Consider the following 16,645-nt stretch of genomic DNA (forward strand, 5'->3'; position numbering starts at 1 on the left):
GGGGGCTGATTACAGGCGTTTCAGCAGGGCTGGGGTCGGCCAGGCATCTGCCGGCAGGCCAAGGCGGGCCTGTTCTTTCTGCACCGCCAGCCGGGTTTTTGCGCCCAGAATGCCATCGACCTTGCCCACATCATGCCCACGCGCCTGCAGTTTTTTCTGCAGCTGCTTCATTTCCCCGCCGGACAGCCCGGCGTCGGGACGGCCTGCGTCATAGACCGATGCCCCCTCGAGCCGTGTTGCGAAATAAGCGGCGGTCAAAACATAGGTAAAGCTTTGATTCCATTCGAAATAGACGTCAAAGTTCGGATAGGCGATGAACGCGGGGCCCTTGTGCCCCTGCGGCAGGATCAGTGCGGCGGGGCCCTTGCGCAGGGCAAAGCTGCCGGATTTCGCGCGCACCCCATCGGCCTGCCAGTCGGCCACGGATTTACGGTGCAAAAGCCCGGTTTCTTCAAGGTCCAGATCGGCGGGAATGGTGACCTCTTGCAGCCAGGGCTGGTTCGGTTGCCAACCCAGATGTGACAGCATCTTTGCCGCCGACATCAGCGCATCCGGGGCAGAGGTTTTCAGCGACACTTTGCCATCGCCATCTGCATCCACGCCGTTTTCCAGAATGTCGCCGGGCAGCATCTGCACCATGCCGATCTCACCTGCCCAGGCGCCCGTTGTGCGCGCCGGATCAAACCCGCCACGCGCATAGAGTTCCAGCGCAGAAAACACCTGTGGGCGGAACAGATCGGGGCGGCGGCAGTCGTGGGCCAGTGTCAGCAGGGCATTGCGGGTGTTGAAATCCCCCTGAAACGCGCCGTAGTCGGTTTCAAAGGCCCAGAACGCCAGCAGCACCCCCCGATCAATGCCGTAGGTGGTCTCAATGCGGTGAAAGACCTTGTTGAGCTCTTGCGATTTGCGGGCGCCACGTTGGATCCGGTCGTTTGAAATCAGGCGGCGGGAAAATTCTACGAAGGGCTTTTGAAACACGCCCTGCGCGCGGTCCGCCTTGAGCACTTTGGGATCTTGGGCCGCGCCATTGAAGAAGCTGTTCACCGTCGCAGCACCATAGCCTGCGGCAAGCGCTTCGTCTTTCAGGCCGCGCACAAAGCCAGAGAAGCTTCCGCCACATTGGGCCTGTGCCAGCGATGGCAAAAGGGTCACGGCCACGGCAAATGCGGCAAAGGTCGCGCGACCAGAGGGCCGACAGCGGAGGTCGGGGGAGGGGCGGCGGCAGGGGCGGCGGCGGGCAAACATCAAAAAACGTCCTTGATAAAAGTCGCGCTCACCCTAGCGACAGAAGGGCGGCAAATGCAACCAGAAGCACAACAACGGCGCCCCAGGCTGTCCACAGAACGGTGACTGACCGTGCCACATCCCGGGCCGAACTGCTTTTGGAGCCTGCCGCATTCACCCAAGGAAAGGGGCGCATTTCGCCGTCGTAAGACCGGGGGCCAGCCAGGGCGACCCCAATGGCGCGCGCCATGGCGGCCTCGGGCCAGCCGGCATTTGGCGACCGGTGCAGGGCTGCGTCCTTGGCCACCGCATCCCCTTCGCGCCAATGGCCGGTCACCATGGCAATCAAGGCCGAGGACAGCCGCGCCGGGATCACGTTCAGCACATCATCCAGACGGGCAGCCGCCCAGCCAAACTGTTCATAGCGTTCCGTGCGGTAGCCGATCATGCTGTCGGCGGTATTGACCAGCTTGTAGATGATCAGCCCCGGCAGCCCACCGACCAGAAACCAGAACACAGGTGCAATCACCCCGTCCGAGAAATTCTCCGCCCCGCTTTCAATCGCGGAGCGCGCAACCTGCGGGCCGGTCATCTCGTCCGTGTCGCGGCTGACGATCATCGATACCGCTTTGCGCCCGTCCGGCAGGGAGCTCCGCAGACCTTTTGCCACATCCATAACATGGGCGCAGAGCGAATTCTGCGCGATCAGAATGGCTGCCACAAGGCAGCTGATGACGGGGCCAAAAGCCGCGAGAGCCCAACCAACGCAGAGCCCAACCAGCACCAGGACGACAACGGCCCAGATGCCGTTTTGCTTGCGGCGGTCGCCGTGGTTCAGGCGCGCCTCCAATGCGCCCACCAAACGCCCCATCAACACCGCCGGATGCGGCAGCCGCGACCAGAGCCATTTGGGTTCGCCCAGAACCGCATCCAGAAGCATCGCAAAGATCAGAACAACAAGGGTGGTGGTCATTGTGGTCACGAGAAGGCCTCCTCAAGCTGATCCCAGCGGTCGCGCGGCGGCAGGCCAAGGCGCAGGTAGGTTTTGGAATAGGGGAAAATGCGGCTCCAGACGTGGTGGCGGGCCAGTTTGTCCTGCCATTTTGCCGCATCGTCGACTTCGTACAGGCGGAACAGATCGGTGCCCCCCACCAGCTGCGCCCCACGGGACAGGGCCAGCTGGTCCAGCCGCGCAGCCTCTTGCGACAGCTGCTTGCGAGCCTGTGCGGCCCAGCTGTGGTCCTGCAGGGCCGCGGTGCCGACGCGCAGCGCAGGGCCGGACACCGGCCAGGGGCCCAATTGCGCCGACAGCGCGTCAATCAATGCGGGATCGCCAATGGCAAAGCCCAGCCGAAGCCCGGCAAGCCCCCAGAATTTTCCAAAGCTTTTCAAAACAATCACGCCGGGACGCGCGGCGGCCGCGATCAAGCTTGCCTCTGGCGTCACATCACAGAAGCTCTCGTCAATCACCATCAACGGCAGGTCCAGATCCTGCGCCTGCCACAGGCGACCGTCCGGGTTATTGGGATGCACCAACACCCGGGCCTGCGCAGTGTCCGACGTCTGGGTCCAACCGTGATAGGCAAAGGCGGCGGCATGTTCATTGTAGGTGGGCTGTGGAATATCGACCTGACCCATCGGTGCCAGCGTGGGGATTTTTGCAATCAGACTGGAGGCACCGGGTGCCGCCAGCACGGCAGCGTCCTGTGGCACAGACCAGAACGCGCGCGCGGCAGAGATCAGCGCGGAGTGTGCATCCGCATCGGGCAGAGCCGCCCAGTCCTTGTCGGCAAAGGCAGGCAGCGGATAGGGGGCGGGGTTGATCCCGGTGGACAAATCCAGCCACGCGTTGCGGGGGCCACCATAGGTCGACATCGCAGCAAACAGATTGCCGCCATGATCCCGTTTTGCCTCTTCCGTCATTCTGTCCCCGGCTCACAAACATATTTTGCACTGTCTATGTCCGAGCCACCGCTGCAAAACAAGCCCGCTCTTCTTTTGGCTCGAAATACTCCGGGGAGCGCGAGGGGCTGGCCCCTCGCATCCGCCCTCGCCCCCGAAGGGGTTCAGCCGCGCCGGTGCGGCTCCATCCAGTCAATCTCGGGGTTGATCGGCAGGATCCGATGCGGATTGATGCTGTCGTGGCTGTAATGATAGTGGCGCACAATATGATCCATCCCCACCGTCTCAGCCACGCCGGGGATTTGATACAGCTCGCGGGTATAGGCCCAGAGGTTGGGGTAATCCATGATCCGCTTGCGATTGCATTTGAAATGCAAATGATACACCGGATCAAAGCGCAGCAATGTGGTGAACAGACGCCAGTCGGCCTCGGTCAGGGTGTCGCCCAGCAGGTAGCGATGCTGGCTCAGCAGATCCTCTAGCCAGTCCAGGCTGTCAAACAGCGGATGGACGGCGGCGTCATAAGCCTCCTGGCTGGTGGCAAACCCCGCCTTGTAGACCCCGTTGTTCACGGTGTCATAGATGCGCGCATTCACCGCCTCGATCGGTTCCCGCAGGGCCTCGGGCCAGAAATCGCGCGTGTTGCCGGTGATCCCGTCAAAGGCGGTGTTGAACATACGGATGATCTCGGAGCTTTCATTTGACACAATCGTGCCCTGCTGTTTGTCCCACAGCACCGGCACGGTCACACGACCCGAATAGTTTGGGTCAGCTTTGGTATAGACCTGATGCATGAAGTCGAAGGCAAAAAGATCATCGCCGGTCGCGCCGTGGTCGTCGCGCGCGAAGGTCCAGCCTTTGTCCAGCATGTCGGGATGGACAACCGACACGGTGATGTGATCGCGCAGCCCCATGAGCTGGCGAAAAATCAGGGTGCGATGCGCCCAGGGGCAGGCCAGCGACACATAAAGGTGGTAGCGGCCGCTTTCGGCTTTGAACCCGTCACGGCCCGACGGTCCGGCGGTGCCATCTGCGGTCACCCAGTTGCGAAACTGCGCGGCCGACCGTTTGAACGCGCCGCCGTGGGATTTCGTGTCGTACCATTGGTCGTGCCATGTACCATCGATCAAAAGTCCCATTGTTGCGCCTCTTTGCTGGTTGGACTGTGCTGTGTTGTGCGGATGAACTTAGGTCGGATGCTGCGGTGCGAAAATGCCAAGATGCGCGCAGGGGACCTGCGTTCCTGCACAGTCAATGGCGGCGTTTGCCGTTGGGTAAGCTTTGTCGTTTTGGAAACTATTTACTTGATTTTAGGCAATTTCAACGCACCCTTAGGGACAGGAGAATCTGGAGCGCGAGCGGGAGACCACGTCATGTCCACCTTTGTTCCCAAGTCAGTACAAGAGGCCCTGGATCGGGCGCGTTTTCAGGAGCAACAGCGCCGCAACCGTCTGCGCGTGCATGCGGGCGCGGAGATTTTTCCCGTCCTCAGACGTTGGGAGGGGGGCTTTGCCATGGCGGGCGAAGATGCGCCGCAGCTGCGCGGTTTGGTCGATCTTTATGAGGGATCGCGACATATCTTCCAGTGTTTGATTGTCGCCTCTGAAGAAGAAGCAGGCGAGATGCGCTATGAGTTCAAACGCGCAACCCCGGCCTCTGATGAGGCGCCGCTGGACTTTTACCGGGCACCGGACGCACCGATTGGGCTGCTGCCGGGCTAAGCACGGGTAATTTGGGAAGACCAAAGAAGCGGCCCTGAGGGGCCGTTTTGTGGTTTTGGGGCTCAGGGTCGGATTTCCACCTCTGTGCCAAGGGGCACCCGGCTCCACAGCAGATCCATTTCGGCATTGGTCACCGCCACGCAGCCCGCTGTCCAGTCGCCGGGCAGGGTAACCAGTGACCCCAGTGTGTTGGGCTGGCCGTGGATGAAGATATCGCCGCCGGGGTCCACGCCCAGAGCCGCCGCACGCGCCCGGTCGTCTGGGCGCGGATAATCAAGGCCGAGCGACAGGTAAAACGCGCTGCGCTTGTTGCGCCGGTCGATCTGGAAGATCCCTTCCGGCGTTTTGCCATCGCCCTGCTGTTCTTTGTCGCCTGTCGGTGCAAATCCCAGCGCCACATCCAGCACCAGAACCGGCTCGCCTGCGTGAAAGGCGGTGAGGCGGCGGGCGGATTTCTCCACCACCAGCCGCTCGAACCGGGTGATGCCGGTCAGATCCACAGATGGGCGCGGTGGCGGGCTGCCCCAATGCCAAAGGGCCGCCCAGATGGCCAGTGCCAGGGCGACCCCAAGGGTGGCGCGGATCACAAAGCGGCGCATCAGCGGTCCGCAAAAGCCTTTGTCAGACGATCTGCGGCCTCTTCCACGCGGGCCCGCTGCGTGCCGAGGTTGAACCGCAGGAAGCTTTCGCCGCCCTGACCCAGCGTATGGCCCGGCGTCGCGGCAATGCGGGCCTTTCCGTAAACGTGATAGCTGAACGCCTCACGGTCCATGCCGGTGCCTGCGAAATCCACCCAAGCCAGATAGGTGGACTGCATCGGCATCATCTCCACGCCGTCGATCTTGTCGAGCGCGTGTTTGAACACGTCATAGTTCCCAGTCAGATAGGCGCGCAGTTCGTCGACATAGGCCGCGCCTTCGGGGGAGTAGGCGGCTTGCGTCAGGGTGCTGCCCATCAGGTTGGCACTGACGTCGAACTGGTTGAAATAGGCCGCAAAGCGCGCGCGCAGTGTGTCATCGGGGATGATGACAAACCCCGTGCGCCCGCCCGCGATGGAGAACGTCTTGGAGGCGGCGGTGGTGATCACCAGCCGGTCGAGGATCTGCGGCAGGGCCACAGCGGTGGTCAGATGTTTCTGCCCCGGAAAGACCAGATCATGGTGGATCTCATCCGCGACCAGCAGCAGGTCATGGCGCTGGCAGAAGTCGGCCATTGCGTCCAGTTCCGCCTGCTCCCAGACACGCCCCGCCGGGTTGTGCGGGGTAGAGATCAGCATCAGGCGTTCTTTGCCGGTCATCAACGCCTCGTAGGCGTCGAAATCCATCCGGTAGAGTCCGGCCGCATCCTTCACCAGCGGCAACTGGGTGTTGGTGCGGCCCGCTTTGGTGATCTTGTTTTCAAACTCGTGGTAGACGGGGGTAAAGGTCACAACCCCATCACCGGGGTCGGTCAGCGCCATCAGCGTCGTGGCGATCCCGTGGCCCAGACCGTAGGTGGTGAACATCCAGTTCTGTTCGACCTTCCAGTCGTGGCGGGTCTGCATCCACCACTGCACGGCCTCGAGGCATTTCTCGTGACCGCTGAAGTAGCCGTAGTTGCCTTTGGTAACCAGCTCTTGCATGGCGTTGGTCAGGAAATCGGGTGCCTCAAAATCCTTGTCGGCGATCCACATGGGCAGGCCTTCGTTGGCGGGCACGCCAAAGGCGCGCTCCATCGCGTCCCATTTGAGCGAACGGCAATTGGTGCGGTCGGTGATCTTGTCAAAATGCATATTGGCTGCTCCGTCTTCTTGACCCGAGGCTAGCTGAACGCGGGGCGCAGGCAAGGGGTCTTGCCCGTATCCATACAAAACAGCCCCTGGGGGCGGGCCTAGGCGTTGCGGGCGGGCGAGGTTTCGCCTAAGTCAGTGGCCATGAAACGCCCGATCCTGATCCACCCCGACCCGCGCCTGAAAAAGGTCTGTGCCCCTGTTGCCGATATCTCGGACAGCCTGCGCAAGCTTGGCGATGATATGCTGGAAACCATGTATGACGCGCCGGGCATTGGCCTTGCGGCGCCGCAGATCGGCGTCTTGGACCGCGTGATCGTGATGGACTGCGTGCGCGAAGACGAAGGCGACCCGCGCCCGATGCTGATGTTCAACCCGACCATTGTCGCCTCGTCCGAGGAAACCAGCGTCTACGAGGAAGGCTGCCTGTCGCTGCCCGAACAATACGCCGAAGTGACCCGCCCCGCCGAGGTTGAGGTCGAATGGATCGACCGCGATGGCAACTTGCAGAAAGAAACCTTTGCAGATCTTTGGGCCACCTGCGTGCAACACGAGATCGACCATCTGGATGGTAAGCTGTTCATTGATTACCTGAAGCCGATGAAGCGTCAGATGATCACCCGCAAGGTCCAGAAGCTGAAGCGCGAACGCGCCCGCAGCTCAGAGTAAGGAACCCCCAAGATGACCGTCCGTACCTGCCTGCCCTGGCCCGACAAACGCCTGCGCCAGAAAGCCGAAGAGGTGACCGAGATCACCGATGAGATCCGTGCCATCTGGGACGATATGATCGACACAATGGAAGCCATGCCGGGCGTGGGCCTTGCGGGCAATCAGATTGGCGTGATGCTGCGTCTGGCGGTTGTGGATGGCTCCACCGAACGGGGTCGGGCCGTCAAAATGGCCAACCCCGAGGTGCTGCATGCCTCGGTCGAGCTGCGCGAACATGATGAGGCAAGCCCGAACCTGCCCGGCGTGTCGGCCAAGATCAGCCGCCCGCGCGCGCTGACGGTGAAATACCTGAACGAACACGGCATGATCGACCGCCGTGATTTTGTGGGGATCGAGGCGACCTCGGTGCAGCATCAGATCGACCATCTGAACGGTAAGATGTATTTCGATCACCTCTCGAAGGTGAAGCGCGATATGCTGATCAAGAAATCCAAGAAACTGAACGGCTAAGAGGCGTCTGATATGCGAGTGATCTTTATGGGAACGCCCGAGTTCTCCGTCTCTGTGCTGGATGAACTGGTCAATGCGGGCCACGAGATCGCCGCTGTTTACTGCCAACCGCCACGCCCGGCAGGCCGTGGCAAGAAAGACCGCCCGACGCCGGTCCACGCCCGCGCCGAGGAACTGGGTCTTGAGGTGCGCCACCCGGTGTCGCTGAAGGGCGCGGCCGAACAGGCCGAATTTGCCGCGCTGGACGCTGATGTGGCTGTGGTCGTGGCCTATGGTCTGCTGTTGCCGCAGGCCGTTCTGGACGCGCCGAAACACGGCTGCCTGAATATTCACGCAAGCCTCTTGCCGCGTTGGCGGGGGGCGGCGCCCATTCACCGGGCGATCATGGCAGGCGACACGCATACCGGCATCTGCATTATGCAGATGGAAGCAGGGCTGGATACGGGCCCCGTATTGATGCGCGAAGAGACGATGATCGGTGCGGAAGAAACCACAGCGCAGTTGCATGACCGTTTGGCGGAAATGGGCGCTGGGCTGATTGTTGAGGCGCTGATGGCGCTGGAGGATCTGACGCCCGAGCCGCAGCCGGAAGACGGCGTCACCTACGCCCATAAAATCGACAAGGCCGAGGCGCAGGTCGATTGGACCCAATCCGCCGCCGAAGTTGATCGCAAGATCCGCGGCCTGTCGCCGTTCCCCGGTGCCTGGTGCGAAGTTGACGGCCAACGGGTGAAACTGCTGGCGTCGCGTCTGGCAGAGGGCGGGGGTGCCCCCGGTGAAGTGCTGAACGACACATTGACCGTGGCCTGTGGCGACGGCGCGGTGGAGCTGTTGAAGCTGCAACGTGCGGGCAAAGGCGCACAGGACCGCGAGGTTTTCCTGCGCGGTTTTCCAATCGCCAAGGGGCAGGTCCTGACCGCGCAGGAGGACAACTGATGTTTTTTGCGTTTTTTGGCACCGTCGTCATTGCGGGCATTGTTGGCTACGCCTCTGAGCGGACGGGGTTTACCCAAAACGGTGTGATCCCTTCGATCATCATTTGCGTCGGCGGGGCTTTTTTGTTCTTCTTCCTAAGGGTGATGTTCGGGATCGGCTTTTCGGCTCCGGGCTGGAACGCGATTTTGTCCTCGATCGGGGCGCTTGTCATCGTGCCGACCCACTGGCGAAAGTGACACATGCCCAGGAGGGCTGCTGCATGTCTGTTATATTCTTGATTATCATCGGTGCGGCAGCGGGCTTTCTGGCCACGCGGCTGATGCGGATCGAAGCTGATATTATCACCACCATGGCCATTGGCATTGCCGGGGCACTGGTCGGCGGTCTTGTTCTGCGGGGGCTTTTGGCCGTGATGGGCATGCTGGCCGGACTTGTCGGCGCGGTGCTTGGGGCCATTGCGTTGATCTGGATCTGGCAGAAGATCACCAATCGCTGATCGCCTTGTTGGCCCTTACTGGCGGGGCGGGCGGGATTTATAGACAGGCAGGGACCAGCCCCACAACAGGGCGCTGGCCCGACTGGCCCAAGTGACGGCCGCGCAGACCAGCAGGGCAATGTTCAGCGGCAGCTCCATCCAGACAAGTGTGATCGCAGACATGGCTCCGATCATCGCGCAGGACACATAGGGTTCGCCCTGTTTCAGCACCAGCGGCACCTCGTTGCAGACCACATCGCGCATCAACCCGCCGAAGGCGCCGGTTGCCATCCCCATCAGCACCACAATCACCGGCCCATGGCCCAGCTCAATCGCGGCGCCAGTGCCTGCGGGCACGGCAATGGCCAGGGCAAAACTATCAAGCCACACCACCCAGCGCAGGCGGCTTTCCACCAGATGGGCGGTGAAGAACACCAAAACCGCCATCAGCGCCGCCAGCACAATCGGCATGGGGTCCGCGACCCAGAACACCGGGTGCCGGTCCAGCAGCAGATCCCGCACCGTGCCCCCGCCCACCGCTGTCAGACAGGCGATAAAGGCAAAGCCCACAATGTCCAACTGCGCCCGGCTGGCCACCATCGCGCCCGAGGCGGCAAAGACCAGCACAGAGGCGTAATCGAGCAGGGTGAGGAAACTCATGCGGGCCCTGCCATTATTTGGATTTAAACGGCGCCATGCCCGCGCGCGCCAGCTCATCGGCGCGTTCGTTTTCCGGGTGGCCAGCGTGGCCCTTGACCCATTCCCATGTCACATCATGACGGGCTTGGGCGGCATCCAGACGCTGCCACAGCTCGGCGTTTTTGACGGGCTTTTTGGCGGCGGTCTTCCAGCCGTTCTTCTTCCAGCCAAAGATCCAGCCGGTGACGCCGTTCTTCACATATTGGCTGTCGGTGACGACGGTGATTTTCGAGGCACGCGACAGGCTCTCCAGCGCGGAAATCGCGGCCATCAGCTCCATCTGGTTGTTGGTGGTATTGGCTTCGCCACCTTTGAGTTCGCGTTCCTTGACGACAGTGTCGCCGTCCATGGCACGCAACAGGGCGCCCCAGCCACCGGGGCCGGGATTTCCGGAGCAGGCTCCGTCGGTATAGGCATAAAGATCAGGCATGCGACCGGAGTGCCAGTCGCACACGCAGGCGTCAAGGCAGGTTTGCGAAGACGATCACAAAGAGCGGCACAACAACAGCTGTGATCATCACCCGAAGGGTCAGCCACCAGTCCGGAGCAAGCTGCCAGCGTGTATAAGCCCAGTCCAGCGCCAAGATCCCGGTGAAGCCAAGGGCCAATCGAAAAAGCTGGTCCTCATTGGGGCCGCCCACAAAGAAGAACACATAGAGGGCCGGAAGAACGCTGAGGCCGTAGGTGCACCATTGAGGCGTTTCGCTGCGGGCTGCAAATCCCCAAAGGCAGCCCGACATGAAACAGAGAATAACTGTGCCGTAGGCAATCATCAGGGCAGAGCCATCAGCGGGCACGATAAGCGGGTAGCTGCCGTCGGGGATGTCAGGGGAGGGCGCAATCGAAAGCAGGGCGCCTAGGATAAAAGGCAAAATCCCGGCCAGCCCGAGCCACAGCGCCGGGCGGGGAATATGGCCGGGTTTCACAAACATCAGGCGCGCTCCATCGCGAGGCGGGCGGCAAGGGCTGCAAACAGCGCCGCAAAGCTGCGGTTGAGCCAACGGCGAATGCGGTCCGAACTCAGGATCCAGTCGCGCGCTTGGGCGGCAAACAGGCCATAAGCCAGAAAGATCACAAAGGTCAGCGCCATGAACACCCCGCCAAGGGTCGCCATTTCGACGGTTGCGGTGGCAGCATTCCCGGACAGGAATGGCGGCAGTAGGGCGAGGAAAAACGCAGAAAGCTTGGGGTTCAGGATATTGATCAGGGCAGCGCGCCGACAAATGGCCCAGCCGCTGCCGGCGCTGCGATCCGCGCGGATGGCCAGCGTGCCGCCTTCTTTCACCGCCTGATAGGCGAGCATCAGCAGATAGGCGATGCCGGCCCATTTCACCACGTTAAACAGCAGCGCAGAAGAATGCAGAATGGCGGCAAGACCAAAGATCGCCGCCAGAAGATGCGGGACAATCCCGACCGTGCAGCCAAGCGCCGCCCAGACACTGGCGCGGCGACCCTGACCCAGTGCAATGGCCAGCGTGTAAAGCACGCCGGTGCCGGGGATGATACAGACCACAAGGGCGGTGGCGAGAAACTGAAGCGAAATCATACGTTGGAAATCCTTTGAACAAGTCCTTCCAACTTAGTGCCGGATCGTGCCCTGTCTAGGGCGCGTTCATTCCGGGGGCGTCAGGCTGGCTGACGCAGCACGCGCGGCACTTTGAATTCGACCCGTTCAACGGCGGTTTCAACCACTTCGACGGTCACGTCATAGCGGGCACGGAAGGCATCAATGACCTCATTGACCAAAAGCTCGGGGGCAGAGGCACCGGCGGTGATGGCCACTGTTTTGATGCCCTCGAGCGCGCGCCAGTCGATATCGGTCGCACGTTGCACCAGCTGGGCATAGTTGCAGCCCGCTTTTGCGCCCACTTCGACCAAGCGGCGGGAATTCGAGGAATTGGGCGCGCCCACCACCAGCATGGCATCCGATTTCGGCGCCACAGCCTTGACCGCTTCCTGACGGTTGGTGGTGGCGTAGCAGATGTCCTCTTTGTGGGGGCCAATGATGGCGGGGAAGCGCGCGTTCAGCGCGGCAACGATGTCGCGGGTGTCATCCACCGACAGGGTGGTCTGGGTCACAAAGGCGAGGCGTTCAGGATCGCGCACATTGACATGGGCGACGTCTTCCACGGTTTCGACCAGCAGCACCTCGCCATCCGGCAGTTGGCCCATGGTGCCCACCGTTTCCGGGTGGCCCTTGTGGCCGATCATGATCATCTGAAGGCCTGCTTCGGCGTGGCGTTCGGCTTCGATATGCACCTTTGATACCAAGGGGCAGGTGGCATCCACATAGACCATATTGCGCGCTTCAGCTGCCGCCGGCACGGATTTGGGCACCCCATGGGCCGAAAAGATCACCGGGCGGTCATCCGGGCATTCTTCCAGTTCCTCGACGAACACCGCGCCTTTGTCTCGCAGCCCGTCGACGACAAATTTATTATGCACGATCTCGTGGCGCACATAGACCGGCGCGCCCCATTTCTCGAGCGCCATTTCGACGATCTTAATGGCGCGGTCCACCCCGGCACAAAAGCCGCGCGGGGCAGCAAGGTACAGGGTGAGCGGAGAGCGTGTGGTCTGGGTCGTCATGGCGGGCCTCTATCTGAAGGCAGGGCAATCTGGGGGCGTTTCGGCAGAGGTAAGGGCTTTGGACGCTAAGGTCCAGTCTTAGGGCGACCGGGGCGGTCAGACGCAAAAGAAAAGACCCGGCGCCTGGGCACCGGGGTCTTTCGTCCTGAACTCAGGAAAGAGGCTGTGACTTTGGCTGACCATTGGGTGGTTCAATGGTGGGCTGGTGGCACAGGTTTGACGGGGTCAGCCCTGCGTGCTGATCGGCCGCTGTTCTTCTGGGATGTCGCGCGGGGGACGGCCAATGACGTCGCGCAGTTCTTCCAGTTCGATGAAATTGTCGGCCTGACGGCGCAGTTCGTCCGAGATCATCGGCGGTTGGCTGCGGATGGTGGAGACCACCGACACACGCACGCCTTGGCGTTGCAGGCTGGCAATCAGCGGGCGGAAATCGCCATCGCCGGAGAACAGCACAATGTGATCAACGCGGGGGGCAAGCTCCATGGCATCGACGGTGAGCTCGATGTCCATATTGCCCTTCACTTTGCGACGGCCCATGCTGTCAGTATATTCTTTCGCCGGCTTCGTAACCATGGTAAAGCCGTTATAGTGTAACCAATCCACGAGTGGTCGGATCGGCGAATACTCATCATTTTCGAGCAGGGCGGTGTAGTAGAAAGCCCGGAGAAGCTTGCCGCGGCGCATAAATTCCTGCCGGAGAAGCTTGTAGTCGATGTCAAAACCTAGCGCTTTAGCAGAGGCGTAAAGATTGGAGCCATCTATGAACAGCGCAAGCCGTTCGTCCTTGTAAAACATTAAAAAGTGTCCTTCTGGTGTAGCCGTCCAACAGCTTTCCTGAATGGTGAGTGGTCCGGAAATAATGCCGTAGGCGGGTGGACTTAACTTAGGTTATTTGACACACGCCGCAAGGCACTGTGCAATAGGAATTGGGGTCAAGGATGGCCGAAAACCGGTGGAAATACCACGTAGCCCTCGGTGGTAACTTGGATTTTAACGGTACACCCTCGTTGGTGACCTTGCAATCTTCGCTGCGGCAATTCGCGTCTGAGGGGCTGCATGTGACTGCAGTTTCACGATTTTATGAGACACCCTGTTTCCCGGCAGGGGCTGGTCCCGACTACGTTAACGCCGCCGTTACGGTCGAATCGCAATGCGCGCCGCGGGATGCGTTGCAGGCGCTTCACGCAATTGAGGCGCGTTTTTTACGAAAACGAGAACAGCGCTGGGGCATGCGAACCCTTGATCTGGACCTGATTGCGGTTGTGGGCGGGCCCGGCGACACAGTTTATCCGGACGCAGACGGCTATGCAGAATGGCGGGATCTGTCGCCCGAGGCGCAGCAAATCCGGGCGCCGGAGCAGTTGATTCTGCCGCATCCACGCCTGCAGGACCGGGCCTTTGTGCTTGTCCCGCTTGCAGATATTGCCCCCTTCTGGGAGCATCCGGTATCGGGGCAGACTGTCCTGCAAATGCTGGCTGCTTTGCCAGAAAGCGAGATTTCGGAGGTGGTGGCGCTCTGAATGCGTGCCGCGTTTGGGCTTTCGGCTTGTCAAGCACAAGTTTTGGGCCTATGAAACTGACCTCTGGACCAGAAAACTTATTGGAGAGTCGCCCATGGCCCGCGTTACGGTCGAAGATTGCGTAGACAAGGTTCCCAACCGCTTTGAGTTGGTGATGCTCGCTGCCCACCGTGCACGTGAGATTTCCGCAGGTGCTGAAATCACTGTGGATCGTGACAACGACAAAAACCCCGTTGTCTCCCTGCGTGAGATCGCCGAAGAAACCCAGAGCGCCGACAGCCTGCGTGAACGCCTGATCGAGAGCAACCAGACTCAGATCGAAGTTGACGAGCCGGAAGAAGATTCCATGGCTCTGTTGATGGGCGGTGAAGCAGACAAGCCGGTCGAAGACGATATGTCCGAAGAAAAACTGCTGCGCGCCCTGATGGAAGCGCAAGGCCAGGGCTAAGGCCCGACCGCAGCAGTAAGACAAGAAAGGTTGCGGACCACAAATGACATCTGCCGATGATCTGATTCAGCTGGTCCGCCACTACAACCCGAAAACGAACGAAGATCGGTTGCGGGAGGCCTACGCCTTTGGCGAGGCTATGCACGACGGTCAGTTTCGGCATTCGGGTGAACCCTATTTCACCCACCCGGTGGCCGTGGCGGCGATCCTGACGGAACAACGTCTGGACGACGCCACCATTATCACAGCCCTTCTGCACGACACGATCGAGGACACAAAAGCGTCCTACGAGGAAGTCGCGCGCCGCTTTGGCGATGAGGTTGCGATGCTGGTCGATGGTGTGACCAAGCTGACCAACCTGCAGTTGTCCTCGCGCGAGACCAAACAGGCGGAAAACTTCCGCAAGCTGTTTATGGCCATGTCCAAGGACCTGCGGGTGATCTTGGTCAAACTCGCCGACCGTCTGCACAATATGCGCACCATCCGCGCCATGCGCCCTGAAAAACAGGCGATCAAAGCGCGTGAAACCATGGACATCTATGCCCCGCTTGCGGGTCGTATGGGGATGCAGTGGATGCGGGAAGAGCTGGAGGATCTGGCCTTTAAGGTGCTGAACCCGGAAGGCCGCCAGTCGATCATCCGCCGTTTTGTCACCCTGCAGCGCGAAACTGGCGATGTGATCCACCGGATCACCGGTGATATGCGCTTTGAGCTGGAGAAGGCGGGTATTGACGCCGAGGTGTTCGGCCGCGCCAAGAAGCCCTATTCGATCTGGCGCAAGATGCAGGAAAAGGATCAGGGCTTTTCGCGCCTTTCCGACATCTATGGCTTTCGGGTCATCACCCAGACCGAAGCCGACTGTTACGCGACCCTTGGGGTGATCCACCAGCGCTGGCGCGCGGTGCCGACCCGGTTCAAAGATTACATCAGCCAGCCGAAATCCAACGGCTACCGGTCGATCCACACCACGGTTTCGGGCCGTGATGGCAAACGCGTAGAGGTGCAGATTCGCACCCGGCAGATGCATGATGTGGCCGAAGCTGGCGTGGCGGCGCATTGGTCGTATCGCGACGGTGTGCGCACCGAAAACCCCTTTGCCGTCGACCCCGCAAAATGGATCGCGGGTCTGACCGAACAGTTTGACGCCGAAGAAGACCATGATGAATTCCTCGAGGCTGTGAAGCTCGAGATGTATTCGGATCAGGTGTTCTGTTTCACCCCCAAAGGGGATGTGACCAAGCTGCCGAAAGGCGCGACGCCGATCGACTTTGCTTATGCGATCCACACAAGGATCGGCCATGCCTGTGTTGGCGCGAAGGTGGACGGCATTCGCGTGCCGCTCTGGACGCGTCTGCGCAATGGCCAATCGGTCGAGGTCATCACCGCCGAAGGTCAAACCCCACAGGTCAGCTGGTTGGAGATCGCAACAACCGGTAAGGCGCGCACCGCCATCCGCCGCGCCCTGCGCGAAGCCGACCGCGAACGCTTTGTGCGTCTGGGTCAGGAACTGGCGCGCTCTGCCTTTGAGCATGTGAACAAGAAAGCCACCGACAAGGCGCTGGAAACCGCCGCCCGCGCACTGCGTGTTGGTGATGTGACCGAACTTCTGGCGCGGCTGGGGGCTGCGGTGATCACGGCCCATGACGTGGTGCAGGCGGTCTATCCCGAGCTGACGGATGCCGAAGGCGATGAGATTTCCCCGCGCCGCGCGGTGATCGGTCTGCAGCCGGGGCAGAACTTCAAGCGTGCCAAATGCTGTGAACCCTTGCCGGGTGAACGGATCATTGGCATCGCGACCCGCGGCGAAGGTGTTGAAATTCACGCTGCAGATTGCGCCCGTCTGGTCGAATTTGAAGAACAGCCCGAACGCTGGATGGATGTGAACTGGCATTCCGGCACACACCCGGCGGTCTACAGCACCACGCTGGAATTGACGATTGGCAATGATGCGGGCGTTCTAGGGCGGATCTGTACGCTGATCGGCGAAAAGAAGGCCAATATTTCCAACCTTGAATTTGTCGATCGGAAACCCGACTTTTACCGGTTGATGGTCAATGTCGAATTGCGTGATGTGGAGCAGCTACACTCGCTGATTTTGACACTTGAAGCGGAAAGCGATGTTGCAGCGGTGGCTCGTTTCAGGGAATAGGTGACAGGTGCCCCGCGTAGGGCAACTCAAGGTTA

The 16,645-nt window shown here is 60.9% G+C and carries 21 protein-coding genes; 9 read left to right on the forward strand and 12 right to left on the reverse strand.

The features are described 5' to 3' along the window. Positions 1–9 precede the first annotated feature (9 nt). From TRM7557_RS10545 to TRM7557_RS10560, 4 genes are all read right to left on the reverse strand, one after another. Positions 10–1,245 (reverse strand): lytic murein transglycosylase, encoded by a 1,236-nt coding sequence (locus TRM7557_RS10545; RefSeq protein WP_082626594.1) that lies wholly within the window; start codon positions 1,243–1,245, stop codon positions 10–12. A gap of 28 nt (positions 1,246–1,273) precedes the next feature. After that, the gene (gene cbiB, locus TRM7557_RS10550) at positions 1,274–2,197 is read right to left on the reverse strand and encodes an adenosylcobinamide-phosphate synthase CbiB (protein WP_058290242.1); all 924 of its coding nucleotides are present in this window, start codon (positions 2,195–2,197) and stop codon (positions 1,274–1,276) included. 5 nt (positions 2,198–2,202) lie between these two features. After that, on the reverse strand, positions 2,203–3,147 hold the full coding sequence (gene cobD, locus TRM7557_RS10555) for a threonine-phosphate decarboxylase CobD (RefSeq protein WP_058290177.1): 945 nt from the start codon (positions 3,145–3,147) through the stop codon (positions 2,203–2,205). Positions 3,148–3,290: 143 nt separating this feature from the next. Continuing rightward, complete coding sequence (locus TRM7557_RS10560; RefSeq protein WP_058290178.1) at positions 3,291–4,265, reverse strand: glutathione S-transferase family protein; 975 nt, start codon at positions 4,263–4,265, stop codon at positions 3,291–3,293. A 234-nt stretch (positions 4,266–4,499) separates the two neighbouring features. Between TRM7557_RS10560 and TRM7557_RS10565 the strand changes: the two genes are divergently transcribed. After that, a complete protein-coding gene (locus tag TRM7557_RS10565; protein WP_058290179.1) occupies positions 4,500–4,847 on the forward strand; it encodes a hypothetical protein in 348 nt (115 codons plus the stop codon). A 62-nt stretch (positions 4,848–4,909) separates the two neighbouring features. On the opposite strand, the gene TRM7557_RS10570 is transcribed toward TRM7557_RS10565, so the two are convergent. After that, the gene (locus TRM7557_RS10570; RefSeq protein ID WP_058290180.1) at positions 4,910–5,446 is read right to left on the reverse strand and encodes a L,D-transpeptidase family protein; all 537 of its coding nucleotides are present in this window, start codon (positions 5,444–5,446) and stop codon (positions 4,910–4,912) included. Further along, entirely contained in the window at positions 5,446–6,618 is a 1,173-nt protein-coding gene (locus TRM7557_RS10575) for a MalY/PatB family protein (protein WP_058290181.1), read from the reverse strand. Before TRM7557_RS10575 ends, TRM7557_RS10570 begins: the two co-directional genes overlap by 1 nt. 141 nt (positions 6,619–6,759) lie before the next feature. On the opposite strand from TRM7557_RS10575, the gene def (TRM7557_RS10580) reads away from it, so the two are divergent. The 5 genes from def (TRM7557_RS10580) to TRM7557_RS10600 are packed head-to-tail and all read left to right on the forward strand — an operon-like array spanning position 6,760 to position 9,226. Beyond that, positions 6,760–7,284: a peptide deformylase gene (gene def, locus TRM7557_RS10580; protein ID WP_058290182.1), complete on the forward strand. Its 525-nt coding sequence runs from the start codon at positions 6,760–6,762 to the stop codon at positions 7,282–7,284. Positions 7,285–7,296: 12 nt separating this feature from the next. Continuing rightward, complete coding sequence (gene def, locus TRM7557_RS10585; RefSeq protein WP_058290183.1) at positions 7,297–7,794, forward strand: peptide deformylase; 498 nt, start codon at positions 7,297–7,299, stop codon at positions 7,792–7,794. A 12-nt stretch (positions 7,795–7,806) separates the two neighbouring features. After that, positions 7,807–8,730 (forward strand): methionyl-tRNA formyltransferase, encoded by a 924-nt coding sequence (gene fmt / locus TRM7557_RS10590; RefSeq protein ID WP_058290184.1) that lies wholly within the window; start codon positions 7,807–7,809, stop codon positions 8,728–8,730. Continuing rightward, the gene (locus tag TRM7557_RS10595) at positions 8,730–8,966 is read left to right on the forward strand and encodes a hypothetical protein (protein ID WP_058290185.1); all 237 of its coding nucleotides are present in this window, start codon (positions 8,730–8,732) and stop codon (positions 8,964–8,966) included. Before fmt ends, TRM7557_RS10595 begins: the two co-directional genes overlap by 1 nt. A gap of 23 nt (positions 8,967–8,989) precedes the next feature. Then, entirely contained in the window at positions 8,990–9,226 is a 237-nt protein-coding gene (locus TRM7557_RS10600; RefSeq protein WP_058290186.1) for a GlsB/YeaQ/YmgE family stress response membrane protein, read from the forward strand. Positions 9,227–9,241: 15 nt separating this feature from the next. Here TRM7557_RS10600 and TRM7557_RS10605 read toward each other — a convergent pair whose 3' ends face one another. The 6 genes from TRM7557_RS10605 to TRM7557_RS10630 all read right to left on the reverse strand — a co-directional run bounded on the left by TRM7557_RS10605 (position 9,242) and on the right by TRM7557_RS10630 (position 13,288). Continuing rightward, a complete protein-coding gene (locus TRM7557_RS10605; protein ID WP_058290187.1) occupies positions 9,242–9,865 on the reverse strand; it encodes a trimeric intracellular cation channel family protein in 624 nt (207 codons plus the stop codon). Between the two features lie 13 nt (positions 9,866–9,878). Beyond that, positions 9,879–10,334 (reverse strand): ribonuclease HI, encoded by a 456-nt coding sequence (rnhA, locus tag TRM7557_RS10610; RefSeq protein WP_058290188.1) that lies wholly within the window; start codon positions 10,332–10,334, stop codon positions 9,879–9,881. A 31-nt stretch (positions 10,335–10,365) separates the two neighbouring features. Further along, complete coding sequence (locus tag TRM7557_RS10615) at positions 10,366–10,836, reverse strand: DUF3429 domain-containing protein (protein WP_058290189.1); 471 nt, start codon at positions 10,834–10,836, stop codon at positions 10,366–10,368. Continuing rightward, positions 10,836–11,450 (reverse strand): LysE family translocator, encoded by a 615-nt coding sequence (locus TRM7557_RS10620; RefSeq protein ID WP_058290190.1) that lies wholly within the window; start codon positions 11,448–11,450, stop codon positions 10,836–10,838. Before TRM7557_RS10620 ends, TRM7557_RS10615 begins: the two co-directional genes overlap by 1 nt. Positions 11,451–11,530: 80 nt before the next feature. Further along, positions 11,531–12,493, reverse strand: coding sequence for a 4-hydroxy-3-methylbut-2-enyl diphosphate reductase (gene ispH / locus TRM7557_RS10625; RefSeq protein WP_058290191.1), 963 nt, complete (start codon positions 12,491–12,493; stop codon positions 11,531–11,533). Positions 12,494–12,718: 225 nt separating this feature from the next. After that, on the reverse strand, positions 12,719–13,288 hold the full coding sequence (locus TRM7557_RS10630) for a LabA-like NYN domain-containing protein (RefSeq protein WP_058290192.1): 570 nt from the start codon (positions 13,286–13,288) through the stop codon (positions 12,719–12,721). Between the two features lie 143 nt (positions 13,289–13,431). Here TRM7557_RS10630 and folK point away from each other — a divergent pair, with 143 nt between their 5' ends. The 3 genes from folK to TRM7557_RS10645 all read left to right on the forward strand — a co-directional run bounded on the left by folK (position 13,432) and on the right by TRM7557_RS10645 (position 16,610). Beyond that, positions 13,432–14,013: a 2-amino-4-hydroxy-6-hydroxymethyldihydropteridine diphosphokinase gene (folK, locus tag TRM7557_RS19620; protein WP_074942037.1), complete on the forward strand. Its 582-nt coding sequence runs from the start codon at positions 13,432–13,434 to the stop codon at positions 14,011–14,013. A gap of 94 nt (positions 14,014–14,107) precedes the next feature. After that, positions 14,108–14,461: a DNA-directed RNA polymerase subunit omega gene (gene rpoZ, locus TRM7557_RS10640; protein WP_058290194.1), complete on the forward strand. Its 354-nt coding sequence runs from the start codon at positions 14,108–14,110 to the stop codon at positions 14,459–14,461. A 43-nt stretch (positions 14,462–14,504) separates the two neighbouring features. Next, the gene (locus TRM7557_RS10645) at positions 14,505–16,610 is read left to right on the forward strand and encodes a RelA/SpoT family protein (protein WP_058290195.1); all 2,106 of its coding nucleotides are present in this window, start codon (positions 14,505–14,507) and stop codon (positions 16,608–16,610) included. Positions 16,611–16,645 lie beyond the last annotated feature (35 nt).

Origin of the sequence: Tritonibacter multivorans (assembly GCF_001458415.1) — a bacterium.
GTDB classification, from domain to species: Bacteria; Pseudomonadota; Alphaproteobacteria; order Rhodobacterales; family Rhodobacteraceae; genus Epibacterium; species Epibacterium multivorans.

Excerpts from the sequence above, each read along its gene's own strand:
- TRM7557_RS10545 (WP_082626594.1), bottom strand. The coding sequence starts at position 1,245 with ATGTTTGCCCGCCGCCGCCCCTGCCGCCGCCCCTCCCCCGACCTCCGC.
- cbiB (WP_058290242.1), bottom strand. The coding sequence starts at position 2,197 with ATGACCACCACCCTTGTTGTTCTGATCTTTGCGATGCTTCTGGATGCG.
- cobD (WP_058290177.1), bottom strand. The coding sequence starts at position 3,147 with ATGACGGAAGAGGCAAAACGGGATCATGGCGGCAATCTGTTTGCTGCG.
- TRM7557_RS10560 (WP_058290178.1), bottom strand. The coding sequence starts at position 4,265 with ATGGGACTTTTGATCGATGGTACATGGCACGACCAATGGTACGACACG.
- TRM7557_RS10565 (WP_058290179.1), top strand. The coding sequence starts at position 4,500 with ATGTCCACCTTTGTTCCCAAGTCAGTACAAGAGGCCCTGGATCGGGCG.
- TRM7557_RS10570 (WP_058290180.1), bottom strand. The coding sequence starts at position 5,446 with ATGCGCCGCTTTGTGATCCGCGCCACCCTTGGGGTCGCCCTGGCACTG.
- TRM7557_RS10575 (WP_058290181.1), bottom strand. The coding sequence starts at position 6,618 with ATGCATTTTGACAAGATCACCGACCGCACCAATTGCCGTTCGCTCAAA.
- def (WP_058290182.1), top strand. The coding sequence starts at position 6,760 with ATGAAACGCCCGATCCTGATCCACCCCGACCCGCGCCTGAAAAAGGTC.
- def (WP_058290183.1), top strand. The coding sequence starts at position 7,297 with ATGACCGTCCGTACCTGCCTGCCCTGGCCCGACAAACGCCTGCGCCAG.
- fmt (WP_058290184.1), top strand. The coding sequence starts at position 7,807 with ATGCGAGTGATCTTTATGGGAACGCCCGAGTTCTCCGTCTCTGTGCTG.
- TRM7557_RS10595 (WP_058290185.1), top strand. The coding sequence starts at position 8,730 with ATGTTTTTTGCGTTTTTTGGCACCGTCGTCATTGCGGGCATTGTTGGC.
- TRM7557_RS10600 (WP_058290186.1), top strand. The coding sequence starts at position 8,990 with ATGTCTGTTATATTCTTGATTATCATCGGTGCGGCAGCGGGCTTTCTG.
- TRM7557_RS10605 (WP_058290187.1), bottom strand. The coding sequence starts at position 9,865 with ATGAGTTTCCTCACCCTGCTCGATTACGCCTCTGTGCTGGTCTTTGCC.
- rnhA (WP_058290188.1), bottom strand. The coding sequence starts at position 10,334 with ATGCCTGATCTTTATGCCTATACCGACGGAGCCTGCTCCGGAAATCCC.
- TRM7557_RS10615 (WP_058290189.1), bottom strand. The coding sequence starts at position 10,836 with ATGTTTGTGAAACCCGGCCATATTCCCCGCCCGGCGCTGTGGCTCGGG.
- TRM7557_RS10620 (WP_058290190.1), bottom strand. The coding sequence starts at position 11,450 with ATGATTTCGCTTCAGTTTCTCGCCACCGCCCTTGTGGTCTGTATCATC.
- ispH (WP_058290191.1), bottom strand. The coding sequence starts at position 12,493 with ATGACGACCCAGACCACACGCTCTCCGCTCACCCTGTACCTTGCTGCC.
- TRM7557_RS10630 (WP_058290192.1), bottom strand. The coding sequence starts at position 13,288 with ATGTTTTACAAGGACGAACGGCTTGCGCTGTTCATAGATGGCTCCAAT.
- folK (WP_074942037.1), top strand. The coding sequence starts at position 13,432 with ATGGCCGAAAACCGGTGGAAATACCACGTAGCCCTCGGTGGTAACTTG.
- rpoZ (WP_058290194.1), top strand. The coding sequence starts at position 14,108 with ATGGCCCGCGTTACGGTCGAAGATTGCGTAGACAAGGTTCCCAACCGC.
- TRM7557_RS10645 (WP_058290195.1), top strand. The coding sequence starts at position 14,505 with ATGACATCTGCCGATGATCTGATTCAGCTGGTCCGCCACTACAACCCG.